15 protein-coding genes are annotated in these 19525 nt (G+C 68.2%); 6 read left to right on the top strand and 9 right to left on the bottom strand.

Annotated features, from left to right (window positions below):
• Positions 1-27 precede the first annotated feature (27 nt).
• The gene (locus tag ACYVGI_RS18780) at positions 28-2283 is read right to left on the bottom strand and encodes a cell wall-binding repeat-containing protein (RefSeq protein WP_460634100.1); all 2256 of its coding nucleotides are present in this window, start codon (positions 2281-2283) and stop codon (positions 28-30) included.
• Positions 2284-2327: 44 nt separating this feature from the next.
• Between ACYVGI_RS18780 and ACYVGI_RS18775 the strand changes: the two genes are divergently transcribed.
• Positions 2328-3095 carry a hypothetical protein gene (locus ACYVGI_RS18775; RefSeq protein WP_460634099.1) on the top strand — a complete coding sequence of 256 codons (768 nt, stop codon included), beginning with the start codon at positions 2328-2330 and terminating at the stop codon, positions 3093-3095.
• A 31-nt stretch (positions 3096-3126) separates the two neighbouring features.
• On the opposite strand, the gene ACYVGI_RS18770 is transcribed toward ACYVGI_RS18775, so the two are convergent.
• From ACYVGI_RS18770 to ACYVGI_RS18740, 7 genes are all read right to left on the bottom strand, one after another.
• Positions 3127-4149 carry a LacI family DNA-binding transcriptional regulator gene (locus ACYVGI_RS18770; RefSeq protein ID WP_460634098.1) on the bottom strand — a complete coding sequence of 341 codons (1023 nt, stop codon included), beginning with the start codon at positions 4147-4149 and terminating at the stop codon, positions 3127-3129.
• Between the two features lie 4 nt (positions 4150-4153).
• A complete protein-coding gene (locus tag ACYVGI_RS18765; RefSeq protein ID WP_460634097.1) occupies positions 4154-5650 on the bottom strand; it encodes a GH1 family beta-glucosidase in 1497 nt (498 codons plus the stop codon).
• 2 nt (positions 5651-5652) lie between these two features.
• Positions 5653-6579, bottom strand: coding sequence for a carbohydrate ABC transporter permease (locus tag ACYVGI_RS18760; RefSeq protein ID WP_460634096.1), 927 nt, complete (start codon positions 6577-6579; stop codon positions 5653-5655).
• Positions 6576-7739, bottom strand: coding sequence for a carbohydrate ABC transporter permease (locus ACYVGI_RS18755; protein WP_460634095.1), 1164 nt, complete (start codon positions 7737-7739; stop codon positions 6576-6578). Before ACYVGI_RS18755 ends, ACYVGI_RS18760 begins: the two co-directional genes overlap by 4 nt.
• A 66-nt stretch (positions 7740-7805) precedes the next feature.
• A complete protein-coding gene (locus ACYVGI_RS18750) occupies positions 7806-9131 on the bottom strand; it encodes an ABC transporter substrate-binding protein (RefSeq protein ID WP_460634094.1) in 1326 nt (441 codons plus the stop codon).
• A 545-nt stretch (positions 9132-9676) separates the two neighbouring features.
• Positions 9677-10282 carry a class I SAM-dependent methyltransferase gene (locus ACYVGI_RS18745; protein ID WP_460634093.1) on the bottom strand — a complete coding sequence of 202 codons (606 nt, stop codon included), beginning with the start codon at positions 10280-10282 and terminating at the stop codon, positions 9677-9679.
• Positions 10283-10396: 114 nt separating this feature from the next.
• Positions 10397-12403: an MDR family MFS transporter gene (locus ACYVGI_RS18740; protein ID WP_460634092.1), complete on the bottom strand. Its 2007-nt coding sequence runs from the start codon at positions 12401-12403 to the stop codon at positions 10397-10399.
• Between the two features lie 351 nt (positions 12404-12754).
• Here ACYVGI_RS18740 and ACYVGI_RS18735 point away from each other — a divergent pair, with 351 nt between their 5' ends.
• From ACYVGI_RS18735 to ACYVGI_RS18715, 5 genes are all read left to right on the top strand, one after another.
• Positions 12755-13660, top strand: coding sequence for a DUF1287 domain-containing protein (locus ACYVGI_RS18735; protein WP_460634091.1), 906 nt, complete (start codon positions 12755-12757; stop codon positions 13658-13660).
• A 124-nt stretch (positions 13661-13784) separates the two neighbouring features.
• Positions 13785-14627 (top strand): M15 family metallopeptidase, encoded by an 843-nt coding sequence (locus ACYVGI_RS18730; protein ID WP_460634090.1) that lies wholly within the window; start codon positions 13785-13787, stop codon positions 14625-14627.
• 168 nt (positions 14628-14795) lie between these two features.
• Positions 14796-15020: a hypothetical protein gene (locus ACYVGI_RS18725; RefSeq protein ID WP_460634089.1), complete on the top strand. Its 225-nt coding sequence runs from the start codon at positions 14796-14798 to the stop codon at positions 15018-15020.
• A gap of 2 nt (positions 15021-15022) precedes the next feature.
• Positions 15023-15403 carry a hypothetical protein gene (locus ACYVGI_RS18720; RefSeq protein ID WP_460634088.1) on the top strand — a complete coding sequence of 127 codons (381 nt, stop codon included), beginning with the start codon at positions 15023-15025 and terminating at the stop codon, positions 15401-15403.
• 171 nt (positions 15404-15574) lie between these two features.
• Positions 15575-17848 carry a sigma-70 family RNA polymerase sigma factor gene (locus ACYVGI_RS18715; RefSeq protein WP_460634087.1) on the top strand — a complete coding sequence of 758 codons (2274 nt, stop codon included), beginning with the start codon at positions 15575-15577 and terminating at the stop codon, positions 17846-17848.
• Positions 17849-17872: 24 nt separating this feature from the next.
• On the opposite strand, the gene pgm is transcribed toward ACYVGI_RS18715, so the two are convergent.
• A complete protein-coding gene (pgm, locus tag ACYVGI_RS18710) occupies positions 17873-19495 on the bottom strand; it encodes a phosphoglucomutase (alpha-D-glucose-1,6-bisphosphate-dependent) (protein WP_460634086.1) in 1623 nt (540 codons plus the stop codon).
• Positions 19496-19525 lie beyond the last annotated feature (30 nt).

Below are 19525 nucleotides of genomic sequence, written 5' to 3'. Positions count from 1 at the left end.
CGCGTGCCCACCGCCGAACACCCTGTGTCAGCAGATGTTGCCCTGCTGCACCGCTTCGGAGAGCAGTGTTGCCCCACCGAGGAGCACGACCTCGGACGGTTTGATGTCACGCTGCACGTCGTTGAGGGTTCTCAGTACGCAGTTCTGCGGCGACAGCGCGAGCGGTGCCTTCTGCCGTCCGGCGATGACAGCGCCCGCGAGTGCGTCGGGGAAGTTCAGTCCGCTGGCGAGATACATGCTGCCGCCCGGGGTGTTGTGGGCTTTGGCGATCAGGGTGGATGTGTTGAACCGGTCCGTGCCCGCGTAACGGACGACGGTGTGCTTGGCTTTCAGTGCGTTCTCGATGCCCGCGGACACCACGGTCATCCCCCCGGCAATGTATGCGGTCTTCACGCCGATCCCGGTGAGATAGCTGGTGGTGACGGCGGGGGCTGCGGCGAACGTTCCGGGCACGAGCACAACGGGAGCGCCGAGTTTCCCGGCCGCGGCCCCGGCGGACAGCGCATCCGGGTAGTCGAGGCCCGTCGCCACGAACGCGGTCGCGGACGAACCCCAGCCGTACTTCCCGATCGCGACCGAGGTGCTGTACCGGTCATCGCCGGAGATCCGCTGCACGCTGCCTCCCGCGGCGACGAGCCCCTTGAGTGCGCTCTCGACGGCGGCCGGAACGGCGGTCGCGCCCCCGATCACGACGACCTTCGACGGCTTCAACCGTTTGATCTCGGTGACGGTCGCGGCAGGCAGGCCGCTCGGGTGCGTGAGCAGGAGCGGGCCGCCCAGTTTCGCGGCGAGCGGCGCGGCGGAGAGCGCGTCGGGGAAGTCGGTGCCGGTCGCGACGACGAGGGTGGAAACCTTGGCGGGGTCCGTGAAGCCGTGCCGCGAAATGGCGGCGGCCGTGTCGTAACGGTCGGCGCCGGAGAGGCGGGTCACCTTCGTCTTGGTGCGGTAGTTGGCGATGACAGGGGCCATGAGGTTGAAGCTGCGCGCGGCATCGGCGGTGGCGGTCCCGGACGGGACGGTGGTGCCGAGGAAGTTCACGCTGGGGTTGGAGTACTGGAGGAAGCGCTTGCAATCGTTTTTCGGGCACGCATAGGACATGATGTCCCTGGCCACGCCCGGGACCTGGTAGCCGTGACTGAACAGGTAGGGGTCGCCCTTTGTCGTGGCGTTGTTGTGGTCGTGCTGGCTGCCGAGATTGTGACCGAGCTCGTGAGCGAGGGAGTGCTGGTGGAAACACTCTTGTGCCGTCACGCTGAGGCCATAATCCGCTGCTCCACCAGCGCGCGGCACCCAGGCGATCCCGCAGGCCGAGGCTGTGGTGTTTGGCACGACTAAGGCAACCAGGTCCGCGCCGATCGCATCGCGTTGCGCGTGAAGCAGGTCGAGACTCCCTGATTTCTTTTGCAAACGATCAAGGTCTACGTGCATATCGCTGGGATGTTGTACGTAGGGAACGGGAGCAATGGACATGAGGTTCACGCGCACGTTTGCCCCGGAGGTGGCGAGAGCGGTGTTCGTTTCCGCGATGCGTTGGGTGATCTCCGCTCGCGAGTTCATCGACGCGTCCAACGAGCTGGAGTACCCGACGAGGAGGTCAATGATCGTGATGGCGGGTGTTGCTCGGCTGCCCCCCTCTTTCGGGGTTGCCATGGCCGCGTCGCCGGACTCTGGGGCAAGAATGGCGTCGTCGGTGTCGATCGGGCGCGCCGGGGGATCACCGATCTCATTGAGGCGGACCACTCCTCGGCTGGGTTGGTCGAGCTCCACTCGCGGTTGGCTGTCGCGTTCGATTCCTCCGTGAAGCACATAGTCCCCTGACGCATCGGGGATGAAGGTGAACGCGACCGTCGACGCAATGGTGCCGGCGCGCTTCTCGGTGCCGATCACCTCCACTGTCGGAACCGACTCCGTGCTCGCGACGTCGAGCGTCACAGCGACTTCGGACACCTCGACCGTCAGCCGCTCCCCGTCGAACAGCGTCAGTGAGAGGTCACCCCTTTTCGGCACGATCAGTCGCTCGCCTGGCTCCGCACGAGCGAGCGAGGAGGTTGCCACCACCGCGCGCACGGCGGCGTCTGCGTCGAGTGTGACCGCTCGGCTCTGCGTGGTGCCGGGCGGCTTTGGGGCGCCGACGTCTCGTCTCAGCTGAGCGTCCTCGACGAACCAATCTCCGCGTTCGTCGCCGGGAACCGCGGTCGCGCTCGGCGCGGGAAGGGTGACGAACCCCGCGATGAGGAGGGCGCTGGTACCCAAAGCTGTCCGAGCGAGGGCGCTGGATTTCATGTGACTCCGTTGTTCGGGCGTGCGGCCGTGGATATGCTCGCTAGGTGTACAACATTAATGTGAAAAATGTTTGGTATGTGGATGTCCAGACATTGTTGCGGAACGGGACCGCTCGACTTGCGATCTGCGGTGCGGTCGCAGCAGCATCCATAACCGCTGCATTTGTGGCGATGCCCGCGCACGCCGATCAGGTTCCGGGCGCTCCGCCGGAGGAGGTCCCCGGCTCGTGGGAGGGGATCGAATACGTCGAGGAGATCACGGTGAGCCCGCTCGAGGCGCTGCCGGGCGGCCGGCTGCATGTGGTCGGAGAAAGCACGAGGTCAATGGGTATCAGTCTCGACTTTCGTCCGGTCGCAACGGCATGGCTGGGTGGATTTTCGATCGACATACCCTTCGACAAAGCCACGGGGCGTTTCGACGTCGACATCGTCGTTCCCGTGGACGCAACGCCCGGGGATTACGGGGTGGTCATGCATAGCAGGTACCTCGACATGATGTTCGCGACGGAGGTCGAGGGAGTGACCTTTACTGTTCTCGACCCCGGCACTGCGCCCCCGACCTCGGAACCAACCGATTCATCAACGCAGACGCCCGCCGTCCTTCCGCCCGTGCCACCTCCCGTAGAGGAGGTTCAAGAGCCCGCGCTGGCGACGGCTGGAGTCACAGATGAGTTGGCGGCCACGGGAGCGCCGCCCATCGCCACTGTCGCCGCTCTGGCCAGCGTCGCCATCGGGGGCGGAGCCGCGGTGCTCGTGCACCGTCACCGTGTTCGGACAGGCCATAGGCCAGAGAGCGCGCTCACTTCCGAGTGAGACGCCTCGTGGGGATGCGGCTAAAGCCCCCCTACGAGCTCTGCCGCACCACCAGCTCCGTCGGCAGCAGGGTCACCCTGTCCACAGGCTCGCCCTCGATCCGCCGCACGAGCACCCTCGCCATCGTCTCTCCGAGGCCGATGGATGGCTGGTGCACGGTGGTCAGCGGGGGCGTCGCCGTGAGGCCGAAGTAGTCGTCGTCGTAGCCGACGACCGCGATGTCGCCGGGGATGCTCAGCCCGGCGTCGTGGATCGCCGAGTATGCGCCAGCCGCCATCTGGTCGTTGGCGGCGAACAGGCCGTCGATCTTCACGTTGCGGGCGAGCAGACGGCGCATCGCCTCCATGCCGGAGACGGGCGAGAAGTCGCCGTACTCGACGAGCGTGGTGTCGAGGCCGTGCGCATCCATTGCCCGCCGCCAGCCGGTGTAGCGGTCGACGCCGGCCGGCATGTCCTGGGGGCCGGTGATGAGGGCGATGCTGCGGCGGCCGCGGCCGATCAGGTGCTCGGTCGCGCCTGCCGCGCCCGCCACGTTGTCCACGTCGACGAAGGAGGCATTGTGCTCCGTCTCGCTCACCGGGCGGCCGCCGTAGACGATCGGCAGCGTGGAGCCGAGCTGGGCGTATGAATGGTCGCCGGAGTGGTGGGAGACGACGAGCGCGCCGTCGACGTTGCCGCCCATCAGGTAGCGCCGGGTCTTGTCCGGGTTCAGCTCGGACGAGATCACCATGTTGAGCGTGTACTCGGTGTCCGCCAGGTGCAGCGCGACACCCTGGACGATGGATGCGAAGAACGGGTCGGCGAAGACCTTGGCCGTCGACTCCGGCACGACCAGGGCGATCACCTGGGTGCGGCGGGAGGCGAGGGAGCGGGCGGCGCGGTTGGGCACGTAGTTGAGGTCGGCGATGGCCTTGGTGACCGCCTCCGTGACCTCGGGAGTGACCTTGGTCGAGCCGTTCACCACGCGGGACACGGTCGCGCGCGAGACACCGGCGCGCGCCGCCACCGCTTCGAGGGTGGGCACAGGCCGACCGTCCACCTGCTCCGACGTCATCGGGTCACCTTTCTACCGCAAGACCCATGCTAGAGCCGACGCGCCCCCTGGTCTCCGCGATCAGCCTCGCGAACGCGTGGCCAGAGTCCTTCACGGTACGCTCCTGCGTCTCGTAGTCCACCCGCACGATGCCGAACCGCTTCTCATAGCCCCACGCCCACTCGAAGTTGTCGAGGAACGACCACACGAAGTAGCCGCGCACATCGGCGCCCTCCGCGATGGCGGCGCGCACCGCATCCACGTGGGAGAGGATGTACGCCTCGCGCTCGGTGTCGCGGATGCGGCCGTCCGCGTCGAGAGTGTCGTCGTACGCTGCACCGTTCTCCGTGATGTAGAGCGGGGGAAGGGTCGGATACTCGCGGCCCAGCCGCACGAGCAGGGTGCGCAAGCCGTCGGGGTTGACCTCCCAGCCCATCGCGGTCTGCCGCAGGTGGCGCGACGGGAACGTCACGTATTCGCTGCCGACGAACGGCGACGACTTCGGCCGGTCGGTCGGGGTGAGGCCCTGCGGCGCATCCACCGGCAGGGGATGCCCGGAGACGTTGTCGTCGTGGTAGTGGTTCACGCCGAGGAAGTCGAGCGGCTGTGCGATGGTGGCCAGGTCGCCGTCCTGCACGAGCTCGTCGAAGCGGTGCTCGCGCACGTCGTCGAGGACATCGTCCGGGTAGCTGCCGAGCAGCAGGGGCTCCAGGAACATCCGGTTCCAGAGACCGTCGATCCTGCGTGCCGCCTCGCGGTCTGCCGCATCGGCCGGGTCGTTCGGAACGGCATTCGTGAGGTTGAGCGTGATCCCGACGCGGAGAGCAGACGCACCCGCGGACGCACCCGCGGACGCACCCGCGGACGCGCCAGCGGTCGCGCCAGCCTTCTCGCGCAGCGTCTGCGTCGCCAGCCCGTGCGCGAGGTGCTGGTGATGCAGCGCGGCCAGGGCGGCACGCGGCTCCCGCCTGCCAGGGGCGTGCTCGCCCGCCGCGTACGCGATCAGCGAGGAGCAGAGCGGCTCGTTGAACGTCGTCCAGTGGCTCACCCTGTCTCCGAGCGCGTCGTAGACCGCTGCGGCATAGTCGCGGAACCGGTATGCGGTGTCGCGGTTCGCCCAGCCGCCCGCGTCCTCGAGCGCCTGCGGGAGATCCCAGTGGTAGAGCGTCAGCCAGGGCAGGATGTCCGCATCCAGCAGTTCGTCCACCAGGCGGCTGTAGAAGTCGATGCCGGCCTGGTTCACGAAGCGGTCGCCCGGCTTCACGCGCGCCCAGGAGATCGAGAACCGGTACGACTGCAGGCCGAGCTCCTTCATCAGGGCGACGTCGGCCGGCATCCGGTGGTAGTGATCGACGGCCATCTCCGGGGTGTCTCCGCCCGCGACGGCATTCGGGATGCGCGCGAAGTGATCCCAGATGGAGTCCTCTTTGCCGTCTTCGTGCGCCGCGCCCTCGATCTGGGCAGCGGCGGTCGCCGACCCCCAGAGGAAACCGTCAGGCCAGTCGCTGGTCTGAAACGTCATTCTTAGCCTTTCACCGCGCCGGCCATGATGCCGGAGACCAGTTGCTTTCCGGCGAGCACGAAAAGGATGAGCAGAGGGATGGTCGCCATGACGGCACCGGCGAGCACGATCGAGTAGTCGACGTACTTCGCCGACTGCAGCTGGCTCAGCGCCACTTGAAGGGTGGGGTTCTGCGGTACGACCAGCAGTGGCCAGAGGTAGTCGGTCCACGCCGTCATGAACGTGAACAGGCCGAGGATCGCCATCGCGGGCCGGGCGGCGGGGACGCCGACGTGCCAGAAGGTGCGGATCATGTTGGCGCCGTCGACGCGCGCAGCCTCGATCAGCTCCTCCGGAATCACGTCGACCAGGTACTGCCGCATGAAGAACACGCCGAACGCGGTCACCAGGGTCGGGATGATGACCGCACCCAGGGTGCCCGTCCAGCCGAACTGCTTCATCACCATGAACAGCGGGATGATGCCGAGCTGGGTCGGCACGGCGAGCGTGGCGATGACGAACACCATCAGGCCCTCGCGGCCGCGGAATCTGAGCTTCGCGAACGCGTACCCGGCGAGCGTCGAGAACCCGACGACCGAGATCGTGATGATGCTCGAGACGATGAGCGAGTTCCCGAGCGCCAGCCAGAACGGCACGGTGTCGAGCACCTGCGCGACGTTCGTCCAGAACTGGCCGCCGGGAAGCAGCGGGGGATAGGTGGAGGTGAGCACGCTGCTCGGGCTGGACCCGGCGACCACCGACCACCAGAGCGGGTAGACCCCGCCGATGAAGACGACGATCAGCAGACCGTAGGTGAGGAAGCCGGGCCGACGGTCGATGCCGAGCGCACGACGCTTGTTCTGCCGGGGCTTGGGGGCGCGTGTCTTCGCTGCGGCCGCCCGTGGTGAGCGCTGCTCGGCGGAGCTGTCGCGGTCGACGGTGGCGGTCATGATCTCTTCTCCTCGCTGGCGGCGACCAGGGCGAGATCGCCCTCGGTGGCCGAGTCGTTTCGGTACCCGCTTCCCGCGTCACCCGCCCCTGCCGTGGCGCGCTGAGCGGCCAGCCGACGTCTGGTGCGCTTGGCGCTCATCCGGGACTCGGTGGATGCGATGCGCCGCGAGATGAGGAAGTTCAGCACCCCGAACAGCACGATGATGATGAACAGCAGCCACGCGATGGCGGACGCCTTGCCGAAGTTCTGCCGGTTGAAAGCCATGTCCCACAGGTAGAGCACGGTGGTCTGGTACTGCCGCTGCGGGCCTCCGGGCACGGCGCTCGACGGGTTGAACAGCTTGGGCTCCGTGAAGATCTGCAGACCGCCGATGGTCGCCGTGATGATGACGAAGATCATCGTGGGCCGGATGCTCGGCAGCGTGATCGAGAAGAAGCGGCGGAACGCCCCGGCGCCGTCGAGGGCGGCCGACTCGTGGATGTCGCGCGGCACGGCCTGCATGGCGGCGAGGAGGATGAGGGCGTTGTAGCCGGTCCAGCGCCAGTTGACCATCGAGGCGATGGCGATGTGAGCGGGGAACGTCTCGGTCTTCCAGTTGATCGGCGACAGGTGCACGGACTGCAGCAGGTTGTTGATGAGGCCGTACTTCTCGTCGAACGCGCTGGAGAAGATGAGGGTGACCGCGACCGGGGTGACCACGTACGGGATGAGGACGCTCATCCGCCAGAAGGTCTTGGCCCGGATGTTCTGGTCGAGGATCGCGGCGATCAGCACGGCGCCGATGAGCTGCGGGATGGCGGACAGCAGGAAGATGCTGATGGTGTTGAACAGCGAGTTCCAGAAGAACGGGTCGTTCAGCTCGGCGATGTAGTTGCCGAAGCCGACCCACTCGCCCGGACCGGTGAGGAGGTTCCACTTGTTCAGCGACACGACGAACGTGTAGCCGAGCGGGAACAGTCCGACCAGGCCGAACAGGATGAAGAACGGTGCGATGTAGAGGTAGGGGGACGCCTTGACGTCGAAGCGGCTCACCTTCTGGCCGAAGGTCAGGGCGCGGCGCGCATCCCGATCCTGGCGGCGGCGGTCGCTGCCGCTGGTCTTGCTGTCGCGCCGGTTCGTGCCGTCTGTGGCGGCCGGCGGTGTTGTCACGGAGGTCATGCGCTGGTTCTCCCCAGGTGCGGGCCCCCACCGCCTGCGCGGCAGGGGCCCGATCGGTGCTGGTGGTTACTTGTTGACGACGAGCTGGTTGAGGAGCTTCATCGCGTTGGCCCAGGCCTGGTCGCCGTTGGCCTTGCCGGAGTCGAGCTCCTGCACGGACGGGCCGAAGACCTGCGACTGGATGACCGAGTCGTCCGGTCCCTTGTACTGGGCGACGACGCCCTTCGCGCGCTCGGCGAGGATCTGGCCGACGGGTGCGTTGTTGAAGAACTTCGTCAGGTCGCTCTCACCGGTCACGCCGGGGTCGGACTGCGCCGCGGTCACCGACGGGAAGGTGCCTGCCGCCTGGAAGGTGGCGACCTGCGTCTTGGCGGTGGTGAGCCACGCGGCGAGGTCAGCGGCCTCCTTGGGGTGCTTCGACTGCTTCGGGACCGTCAAGAACGATCCGCCCCAGTTGGCTGCGCCGCCGGGGAAGACGTTGGCGAAGTCCCAGCCGGTGGATGCGTCTCCGCCGCCTGCCTTGACCTGTCCCTGCACGACACCGAGCATCCAGCCCGGGCAGACGAACGTGGCGAACGAGCCGTCGGTGAACGCCTTACCCTTGCCCCAGTCCCACTGGGTCTGGTTGGAGGAGAGGCCGGCAGCAGCTCCACCGGCGAGCTGGCTCCACAGGCCCTTGAGCGTGGAGTTGTCCTCGATGTTGAGCTTGCCGTCCTTGGTGTAGTAGCCCTCCGGCTGCTGGTTCACCATGGCGTTCCAGAGGAAGCCGGACTGGTCGTAGAACGGCTTGCCTGTGGCGGCCTTGTACTGCTCGCCGACCTTGAAGTAGTCCGCCCAGGTGGCGCTGTCGCCGCCGAACAGCTTGGCGACGGAGTCGCGGTCGCTCGGCAGTCCGGCCGCTGCGAACAGCTTGCCGTTGTAGCAGAGGCCCTCCGGCCCGATGTCGGTGCCGTAGCCGATGATGCGGCCGTCTTTGTCGGTGGCCTGCTTGAGCTTCCAGTCGACCCAGCGGTCCTTGATCTTGTCGGCTCCGTAGTCTTTGAGATCGTTGAAGTCGGTGGAGACCTGCATGACCTTGCTGAGCCAGCCTTCTTCGACGGCCTGGACGTCGGGGAGGCCGCTTCCGGCCGCCTCCTTGGTCTGCCAGTCGGTCAGGGCGTTGTCACCGGTGTCGATGTTGGTCGCCTTGATCTTGATGTTCGGGTGCTCCTTCTCGTACTGCGAGTAGAGCTTGTCGAATCCCATCGTGCCGAACGTGGTGACGGTCAACGTGATCGGGTTCGAGCTGCTGCCGCCGTCTCCACCGCTGGATGAACATCCTGCGGCGAGGAGGGCGAAGGATGCGGCGCCTGCAACGGCGGCGACAACCTTGGTGCGTCGTGAGAACTTCACGGTCACTCCCTTGTGTGCGTGGTCTGGTGTGGTGCCGATGAGAGCGCTCTCACCTGGTGTTGTGAGAGCGCTCTCACGGGTTGACAGAGAGAATATGCAGGCATTGCGGCGGCTGTCAAGCGCAACCGTGGTCGCGCTCTCATCCGCGTCTTTCCGGGGAAATGCGATCCCGGCGGCCGGTCGCGCCCCGATTCCGCGTCTCGCCCAACAATTCCGCGGCCTCGGGATGCGCGGGAGCCACCTCCGCGCCCGCCCGCGGCGGTGCTCGGAGCTCGTCGGTCGTGACCGAATCGTTACCAGCCGGACCGCCCGCGGCGGCGGCCGGACCTTCCGTCCGAACGGAGTTCCGCGCGGCATGGCCGTCGCGACTCCGTCCGAACGGAGTTCCCCGCGGCGGCAGCCGGATCTTCCGTCCGAACGGAGTTCTGCGCGGCGCGGTGGTGACTTCCGTCCGAACGGAGTTCCGCGCGGCGGCGGCCGGAAGTTCCGTCCGAACGGAGTTCCGCGCGGCGTGGCGGCCGCGACTTCCGTCCGAACGGAGTCGGCTACGTGCGGTGGCCGTCGTAGAGGACGCAGGACACCGCGAGGCCGAGCACGCCGGTTGACACGTGCACCCGGCGGACTTCGTCTGCGACGAAGCCCTTCGCGGCAGCGGCCACGGGATCGCGGTTCCAGTGGCAGCCGTGGTCGAGCGCGGCGCTGATCGGGGACGCGAGCGACTGCATCCCGCGCACGGGGCCGGACAGGCTCGCCACGTGCTCCACGAACACGAGGCGCCCTCCTGTCCGCAGCACTCTACGGGCCTCGCTCAGGGCGGCGCCAAGGTCGCTTACCGAGCAGAGCGCGAACGTGGCGAGCACCGCATCCACGCTGCCATCGTCGACGGGCAGGCGCTCGGCGCAGGCATCCGCTGGCGGACGATGCCTGCCGTGGCCGGCTGCGCGCTCGGCCAGTGTAGTGCGGAATCGACCTACCGGTTCGAGACCGGTCCAGTCGACCTCGGGGGAGAGGGCGTCGAAGTTCGCGCCTCTTCCTGCACCGATCTCGAGCACGCGACCGGTCAGTGAGGCGACCAGCGTCGCCTGCAGGGAGGTCAGCTCCGCCTGCGTGATGCGGGGCACTCCGGATGTGCGACCCGAGTCACCGCTCATGTCGCCTCGGCCGCCCATCCCGGCACCATAACGCAGAGCGGCCGCCGCCCGAAAGGGCGACGGCCGCTGCTGACGCGATGCCTGCGTGGCCGCTTCCGCGGCCACCGACACGACCTAGTCCGTCGCCGGATTCGGCCGCTGCGCGCGCAGGGAGGCCGTGTCGGCTCCCGGCTCGATCAGGGCGCCGAAGTCGTCGGCCGCGCGGTGGGCGAGGATGCCCGTGTCGAGCTCCTCGTCGGCCTCCGACGCCGTGGTCCCCGCGAGCACGCGCTCGCGGTCGGCCTTGGCGTCGGCATCGGCGGCGTCCGCCGCGTTGTCCGCTGCCTCCTGCAGAGCCGACTTGGCCCGCAGCGGCGGCGTCTTGAAGAACCAGGTGAGCACGAACGCGATCAGGACCACGATCAGCGCCACCCAGTAGACCTCGATGGCCGACTGGTTGAATCCGACGAGGAACGGCTTCGCGAGCCGCTTGTCGGCGCCGTTCAGGAACGACGTGTCGTCGAGGCTCGCGCCACCGGCCGAACTGGACTTCTTCAGGTTCGCCTGAACGGCAGGCAGTGCCTGGTCGACGACCTGCGAACGCTGGTCGGCGTTCGAGAAGTCGATCGGCGCCGCGGGGACCTGCGCAGCGGCGACATCGGCGGGAACGCCCTTGGCGACGAGCTGAGCGACGCCCGCGTCGTGCGCGGCCTTCTGTGCGTTGGCCTCGAGCGGGGTCACGATCTTCGTGTAGATCGTGTCCATGATCTGCTTGTTCTCCGGAGCGCTCGCCACCGAGGGGGTGAGCGCCGCATCCAGAGCGTTGGTCAGCGTCTGCTTGTCGCTCAGCGACGTCTGGATGTTCCCTGGCATCACCGTGAACAGCAGCGACAGCAGCACGGCCGTGCCCAGCGTTCCACCGATCTGACGGAAGAACGTGGATGCGCTGGTCGCCACACCCATGTCCTTCAGGCCGACCGAGTTCTGGCTGGCGATGGTCAGCGTCTGCATGAGCTGGCCGAGGCCGAGGCCGATGAGCAGCATGGCGCCGGCGATGAACCAGTACGAGCTGTCGAACTTGAGGAACGTCAGGTAGAAGAAGCCGCCGGACAGCAGCGCCGTCCCGATGATCGGGAACTGCCGGTAGTGGCCGGTGCGCGAGATGATCTGGCCGGACGCGATCGAGGAGATCATGAGACCGAGGATCATCGGGAGCATCTGCAGGCCGGACTCCGTGGGCGTCGCGCCGAGCACGAGCTGCAGGTAGAGCGGCAGGGTCAGCATGGCGCCGAACATCCCGAAGCCGACGAACACACCGATGATGGTGGCCATCGAGAAGGTGGAGGAGCGGAACAGCTTGAGCGGGATGAGCGCGTCGTCCTTCATGGCCATCTCGATGAAGATGAAGGCCAGGATGCCGATGGCGCCGATCACGTAGCAGGCGATGGCGCCTGCGCTGCCCCAGCCCCAGTCGCGGCCCTCTTCCGCCACGAGCAGCAGCGGGACGAGCGCGACGACGACCGCTGTCGCGCCCCACCAGTCGATGCGGGCGGAGCCGCGGTCCCGCTTCGGCAGGTGCAGGAACCGCAGCACGATGATGAGCGCGACGACGCCGATCGGCACGTTGATGAGGAACACCCAGCGCCATCCGGCGATCCAGAGGATCTCGTTCGCGCCGGCGAACAGGCCGCCGACGAGCGGGCCGATGAGGCTGGAGATGCCGAAGACGGCGAGGAAGTAGCCCTGGTACTTGGCGCGCTCGCGCGGGGCGAGCATGTCGCCCATGATCGCGAGAGGCATCGACATCAGGCCACCGGCGCCGAGGCCCTGGATGGCGCGGAACACCGCGAGCTCGATCATCGAGGTGGAGAACGACGCGGCGAACGAGCCGACGACGAAGATCACGATGGCGAGGATGAACAGCGGGCGCCGACCGAAGATGTCGGAGAGCTTGCCGTAGATCGGTGTGGCGATCGTGGAGACGATCAGGTAGGCCGTGGTGACCCAGGCCTGCTGGCTGAGGCCGTGCAGGTCGTCACCGATCGTGCGGATGGCGGTTCCGACGACGGTCTGGTCGAGTGCTGACAGGAACATACCGGCCATGAGGCCGAAAATGACGAACAGGATCTGACGGTGCGTCATGATCGCGTTCCTCGGTGCGGCCGGGGCCGCGGATGCTTGGCTTGACATGAATCTCCGAGTCGAGAGTCTGAGTGGGGACGCCCGAGCCACGGGAGTCACACCGGTGTGGGGGCACAAAAGAAATTTGCGGAGAGTGCAAAGTTACACCCAGTGCGAGTGTTTCAGCAACGTGAAGTACTTGTCATCGGTAAACGTTCGCCACGGGCGAACGCCGGCCGCCCTGCCGCACGTTCATGCGGATGTATAGAACGGATTCGGCGAACACCTGACCCCCGCACAGGTCACGCCTAAGAATGAGGCGTACCGTGGACGGAGACCCGAATCCGACGCCCCCATCGATCTGAAGGTCCTATGCACCGCCAGTCCCCTTCCTCCTCCTCCCGCCGCCTCCTCGCAGTGGCAGGCTTCGCCGCGGCCACCGCGCTCATCCTCACCGGATGCGCGGGCGAGCCCTCGCCCGTCACGAAAGCCGTCGCGGGCGCAGCGACCCCGACCACGCAGGGAACCAGCATTTCGACCATCAAGCCCGCCGCGGGAAGCGTCTCCGGCTCCGGCACGGTCACCATCTCCGGCAGCAACCTCGACGAGGTGAAGAGCGTCCAGATCGGCGGCCAGCAGGCCACCGTCACCCACACCAGCGACAGCAAGGTCGTCGCCGTGGTTCCTCCCGCCGCCAACTTCCAGGCGGGGTCAGTGGATGTGGCGCTCACCGGCAAGAACGGCAAAGCCATCGCATCCAGTGACAAGGCCTACGACTACCGAGTGGCAACGCCGGTCGACAAGCAGCTCGCGTACGCGATGACGTACTGGAAGAACTACAACACCGCCGAGTGGGGCGACCTCAACCCGGTCGGCGGCGACTGCGCCAACTTCGTCAGCCAGACGCTCATCGCTCGCGGCTGGCAGATGAACGACGAGTGGTACAACAAGAACGCCGCGGCAGACTGGAGCCCCGCCTGGGGCTACGTGCCGGCGATGGATTCGTACTTCCAGGCCAACGCCGCATCCCTCGGACTCACCGAGTACCCGCTCGACCAGCGCCAGAACATCAAGGTCGGCGACATCGTGATGTTCGACTGGAACGACAACGACTCCCTCGACCACGTGCAGATCGTCTCCGCAGTCGAGCACGTCGACGGCAAGATCGTGATCAAGATGGTCGGCCACAACGAGGACACCGACTACCGCGACCTCGACAACACGATCACGGTCGAGCACCCGGGAGCCGTCGGCCACTTCTGGAGCCTCTCCAAGTAGCCTGCTGAGCGGTTCCGCTGCGGCTCCGCCAGCGCTCTGCCTCACCTGCACAGGTGCTGGGCGAGTGCTGCGATTCGGCCGTTCGTGCCCGTACTCCGACGCAGCGACGGGTTAGGCTCAGCGCGTGAACCTGGGGGACCTTCGGACACGCAGAGCGCCTGCGACCGCTGCCGCACTGCTCGGTGGCGCGCTGATCGTCGCCGCGACCCTCAGTGGATGCGCGACAGGCGGGGCGACGGCGGCCGAACATCCACGTCGCTCTGGCTCCCCGCACGCGAAGCCGCCGCGCCAGACACAGTCCCCGGCGCCGTCCCGCCCGACGCCGTCGGAGACGCCGACTCCGCTGATCGTCGGCTTCGACAAGACCGCGCAGTCGATCGACGACCCGGCGAGCACCTGGGTCGTCGTCAACAAGGCTCGCGCTCTGAAACCGCAGGAGTACGTGCCGGCCGACCTCGTGTACCCAGAGGTGCAGTACGTGAACCGCCAGCCGATGCGACAGGAGGTGGCCACCGCACTGGTCTCCCTGTTCGCGGCGGGCAAGACGGAAGCCGGTCTCGATTTCTCCGTGCAGAGTGCATACCGCTCGTATGACTCGCAGGTGCGGGTGTACAACGACGACGTCGCGAGAAACGGTCAGGCGTTCGCCGACACCGACACGGCGCGGCCTGGGCGCAGCGAGCACCAGACCGGCCTGGCGGTCGACATCAGCGCCGTCCCGGCGAAGTGCTCGCTCTCCGCGTGCTTCGCGCAGACGCCGCAGGGGGAGTGGCTCGCCGCGAACGCGTGGCGGTTCGGCTTCCTGCTGCGCTACCCGGCCGACAAGGTGCCGGTGACCGGCTTCACGTTCGAGCCGTGGCACTTCCGCTACATCGGCGTGCCGCTGGCCACCCAGCTCCACCAGACCGGTGTGACCACGCTGGAGGAGTTCTTCGGTGTGCCGGGCGGCACGAGCTACGGGCCGTAGCGGTTTGGCCGTAACTGCATTTCGCCGTAACTGCATTTCGCCGTAACTGTATTTCGTCATAGCGGTATTTCTTCGGAGTGCCGCGTCATCGGCGCGACGATTCTGCGTCTCTTCGTGTGACGGCGGCCGGTGGCCGTCGGATGACCCCAGAAGCGATGAAGGTACCCGATGACCATCCCGGACGGCGATGCTCCGTACGTGCTCGGCCAGCAGCGCAAGACGCTCGCCGAGCTCAGAGCCGAACTCGATGACGCGCGCCTGGAGGCGGCCGAGCTGGCGTCCGTGTCCGCTGTCGAGCGCTGGCGCGCATCCATCGTCGTCGGCGCCGGTGTCGCCGTCGCTGTCATCGCCCTGCTCAGCCTGATGGCCGCGCTCGCCAGCGCGACGGTGTAATCGTGCCGGCCGTCGATCATCCCCTTGTCGGAGAACTGGTCCGCTGGTCTCGTCACGGAAACGTGCTCGTCGGGCTGGCGGGCGGATACGTGGACGACTGCGACGGCATCGTGCTGCTCTCCGAGTCGCTTCGCGACCTGAGCGTGGTGGTGCCGGCGATCGAGTGCAGGCTCGCGGGCGCTGCTCGCAGCGGCGAGCTCGTCAACGATGTGCGAACCGCCGCAGAGCGTGACGCCTACCTGCGCGGGCTCGTGGATGCGCGCAGCAGGGTCTCGCTGATCGCCGCGGAACTCGCCATGTCCGGCGACGTGCAGCGGTGCGCCGGAGTTGCGCGGGCTTTCGAGGCGCTGGACGACCTGGTGCGCAGGGAGAACGGGCAGTAGCAGCCGGAGGCCGTACGAGCCGGGACGGAGCATCCCGCGAGGCGCATTTCTGAGAATTCGCCGAGATCGCATCATGATCGCGGGTTCGGTCCGTCTCTCCTCCGTTGGGACCGTTCGCCCTCCCGAAGGGGCGCGGTTCGCTGCATCACCTGTACCCGGAGGTTGAAACACATGGCGAGAGCGCTCTTCGGCGCGCGACGAGACGTCGCAGGCCGTTCAGATGGGGAGCTCGTCGAGCAGGCGCGCTCTGGCGACCGCGACGCCTACGGGGAACTGTGGCGCCGCCACGCCTCCGCAGGGCTGGCGGTCGCGCGCTCGCACAGTCCGTCCCTCGACGCCGACGACCTGGTCTCCGAGTCGTTCGCGCGCATCTTCAAGGCGATCGAGTCGGGCGGCGGGCCAACGGCCGCGTTCCGGCCGTACCTGTTCACGACGATCAGGAACACCGCCGCCGGCTGGGGACGGGCGCGCCGCGAGATCCCCGTCGACGACGCCGACCTCATCGAGGACCCTCGCTTCAGCGAGGATGCGCAACTCGCCGCCCTCGACGGCTCGCTGGCGATGACGGCGTTCCGCACCCTCTCCGCAGAGTGGCAGGAGGTGCTCTGGTACACGGAGGTGGAGGGACTGGCCCCGCGCGAACTCGCCCCCCTGCTCGGCATCAGCGCCAACTCGGCGGCCGCCCTCGCCTACCGGGCGCGCGAAGGTCTCCGCCAGGCCTGGATCCAGGCCCACCTGGCGTCTGTCCCCGCCGACTCGGAGTGCCGGTGGACGATCGACCACCTGGGCGCCCACCTGCGCGGCAAGGCCGCCAAACGCACGAGCGCCCGCATCCAGCAGCACCTCGATGGATGCGCGGACTGCACGACGGCCGCCCGCGACGCCGGCGAGGCCAACCGTCAGGTGGGGCTCGCGCTGCTACCGCTGGCCGCGGGAGTCGGCGGCGCGGTGGCGTACACGGCGTGGCTGTCGACGAGCGGCGCAGGCGGCGCGGCGACGGCAGCGACCCTTGGCGGGGTCGGGACGCTTGGTGGCGGTGCCGGGGCGTCGGGGAGTGCTTCGGCGAGTGGAAGTGCGTCCGGTGGGAGTGCGGCCGGTGGGAGTGCGTCCGGTGGGAGTGCGTCTGGTGGGAGTGCGGCGAGCGGCGGTGCGGCGAGCGGTGGCGCGGGAGTGGCCGGGGTCGGTGGCAGCGCGGGTGCGGTGTCCGGCACGGCCGTTCTGGTCGGTGCCGGCCTCGTGGTCGGTGCCATCGTCGTGGCCGGAGTCGCTGTCTTCGCCGCTGTCGCGAACGCACCGGCGGAGGCGCCGGCCGCAGCGGAGAGCTCCGCGCATCCATCGTCGCCCGTGTCGCCCGCGACGGTGACGCCAGCCGCATCTCCGGGCGCGCTGCCGACGCCGACCCCGGTTCCCGCGGTTCCGGCGCCCGTCGACCCGGCACCGGCAGATCCGGCACCGGCAGACCAGCCGATCGCTGACGGGTCACAACCCGCCCCCGCGAGCAGTGGTCCGGAGGCGCCGACGCCGACGCGTTCACCCGCGCCGACAGCGACCCCGACCCCGTCGCCGTCACCGTCGTCGTCACCGTCGTCGACTCCGACTCCGACCTCGACGCCGTCGCCCACCTCGACTCCGACACCCCAGGTTCCGGATGCGCCGGTCATCGTCTCCCCGTCGCCCACGGCGGCCGTGAAGACCTCGGCCGCAACGCTGGACGTGAGAGGAAAGGGCGCGTCGCACGCCACGCTGACCGCTTCGCTCGACGGCACCGCGGCAGCGACCTCGGCGGCGGACGCGTCGGGAGCGTGGACGCTCACGATCCCGCTCGGCGCGTTCGAGGACGGCACGCACACGCTCTCCGTCGTCCAGTCCACGGCGGACGGCACATCGACAGCGGCGACCCTCACGCTGCTGATCGACAGGCGTCCCGCGCCGCCCGTTGCGCCGGTCGTCTCGAACGTGGACACCGCGGGCGGCCGCTACTTCCCGATCCTGTCAGGCACGGCCGCGCCTGGGGTGACGGTGGCGATCACGGCGGCCGGAGGCGCAGTCACGGTCACGGCCACGGCGGACGCGAGCGGCGCCTGGACGGCGCCGCCGCTCACCGACCTCGGGACCGGGACGACCGCGCTGTCGGTCACCCAGACCGACGCCCAGGGTCAGCTCTCCCCGGCCGCACCCGTGACGGTCGACCTCGACGCACCCGACCTCACGCTCGACGGCCGCGCTGACGGCACCAGGCTCACGATCACCGGCCTCCCAGGAGCCCAGGTCGAAGGACGTCTCGCCGCCTCCGGCTCGTGGTCAACGCTCACCCTCGACGCCAGCGGCCACTGGGAGGGCGACCTCCCCTGGTGGGCAGGGATCGGCCGGTGGACCGTGCAGGTCCGCTACGCGGGCGACGGCCGCGTGGGCCCGACCGCCTCGGTGCCGCTGGGCGGGCGCTGAGCCGGACGGACCTACGCGGCTCGGCTACGCTCCCGCCAGCGCCTCCGAGACGATGCGCTTGGCCTCCTCCTGCACCTCGCGCAGGTTGTCGCCGCCGTCGAAGGATTCCGCGTAGATCTTGTAGACGTTCTCCGTGCCGCTCGGGCGGGCGGCGAACCAGGCCTTCGCGGTTTCGACCTTGACGCCGCCGAGGGCTGCGTCGTTGCCGGGTGCGCGGCTGAGCTTGGCGGTGATCGGCTCGCCCGCGAGCTCGGTGGCGGTGATCGCTTCGCCGTCGAGCTTGGAGAGGGCGGACTTCTCTGCGGGGCTGGCGGGCGCATCCACTCGTTCGTAGACGGGGTCGCCGAACTTCTCGGTGAGCTCCGCGTAGAGCTGGGACGGCGTCTTGCCGGTCACCGCGCGGATCTCGCTGGCGAGCAGGGCCAGGAGGATGCCGTCTTTGTCTGTGGTCCAGACCGAGCCGTCGAAGCGGAGGAAGCTGGCGCCGGCGCTCTCCTCGCCACCGAAGCCCACCGAGCCGTCGATCAGGCCGGGGACGAACCACTTGAAGCCCACCGGCACCTCCCACAGGCGGCGACCGAGCGACTCGGCCACCCTGTCGATGATCGAGGAGGAGACGAGGGTCTTGCCGACCGCTGCGTCCTTCCGCCACTCTGTGCGCGTGCGGTAGAGGTAGTCGATGGCGACCGCGAGGTAGTGGTTGGGGTTCATCAGGCCGCCGTCCGGCGTGACGATGCCGTGCCGGTCGGCGTCGGCGTCGTTGCCGGTGAGGATGTCGTAGTCGTCTTTGTGCGCGAGCACCGACGCCATGGCGGACGGGCTGGACGGGTCCATGCGGATCTTGGAGTCCCAGTCGAGCGTCATGAAGCTCCAGGTGGGGTCGACCGTCGGATTCACGACCGTGAGGTCGAGGTCGTAGCGCTCGGCGATGGCCGCCCAGTAGTTGACGCTCGCCCCGCCGAGCGGGTCGGCCCCGATGTGGATGCCGCTGTCGCGGATCGCCTTCACATCGATGATGTTCTTGAGGTCGTCGACGTACGTTCCGCGGAAGTCGTACGTCTCCACCGCGCTCGGCTCGCTCATGCGAACGCCGCGCATCTCGTCGGCGATGAGCTCGTTGGCGCGGTTGGCGATCCAGCTCGTCGCATCCGTGTCTGCTGGTCCGCCGTGCGGCGGGTTGTACTTGAAGCCGCCGTCCGCGGGCGGATTGTGGCTCGGAGTGACCACGATGCCGTCCGCCTGATCGGAGTGGCCGGCCCTGTTGTAGCGCAGGATGGCGTGCGACAGCGCCGGCGTCGGCACCCAGTCGTCGAACTCGTCGACCAGCACGCGCACCTCGTTGCCGACCAGGACGGCGAGGGCCGTGGTCGTCGCGAACTCGCTCAGCGCGTGCGTGTCCGCGCCGAGGAACAGCGGCCCCGTGATGCCCTTGGATGCGCGGTACTCCACGATGGCCTGCGTGGTGGCGGCGATGTGGTTCTCGTTGAACGCCGTGTTCAGGGAGCTGCCGCGGTGGCCGGACGTGCCGAACACCACCCTCTGCTCCGGGATGCTCACATCCGGCTTCAGCTCGTAGTACGCGCGCCGGAGCGCATCGACGTCGACCAGGTCGGAGGCCTGTGCGGGGGTGCCAGCTCGTTCGTTCATGGCACCCATCCTTCCACTCGGGATGCGTTG

The sequence above is a fragment of the Leifsonia lichenia genome (genome assembly GCF_054780215.1).
The sequence above is the reverse complement of the archived record's forward strand: the minus strand, read 5'-3'. Positions and strand labels throughout refer to the sequence as shown.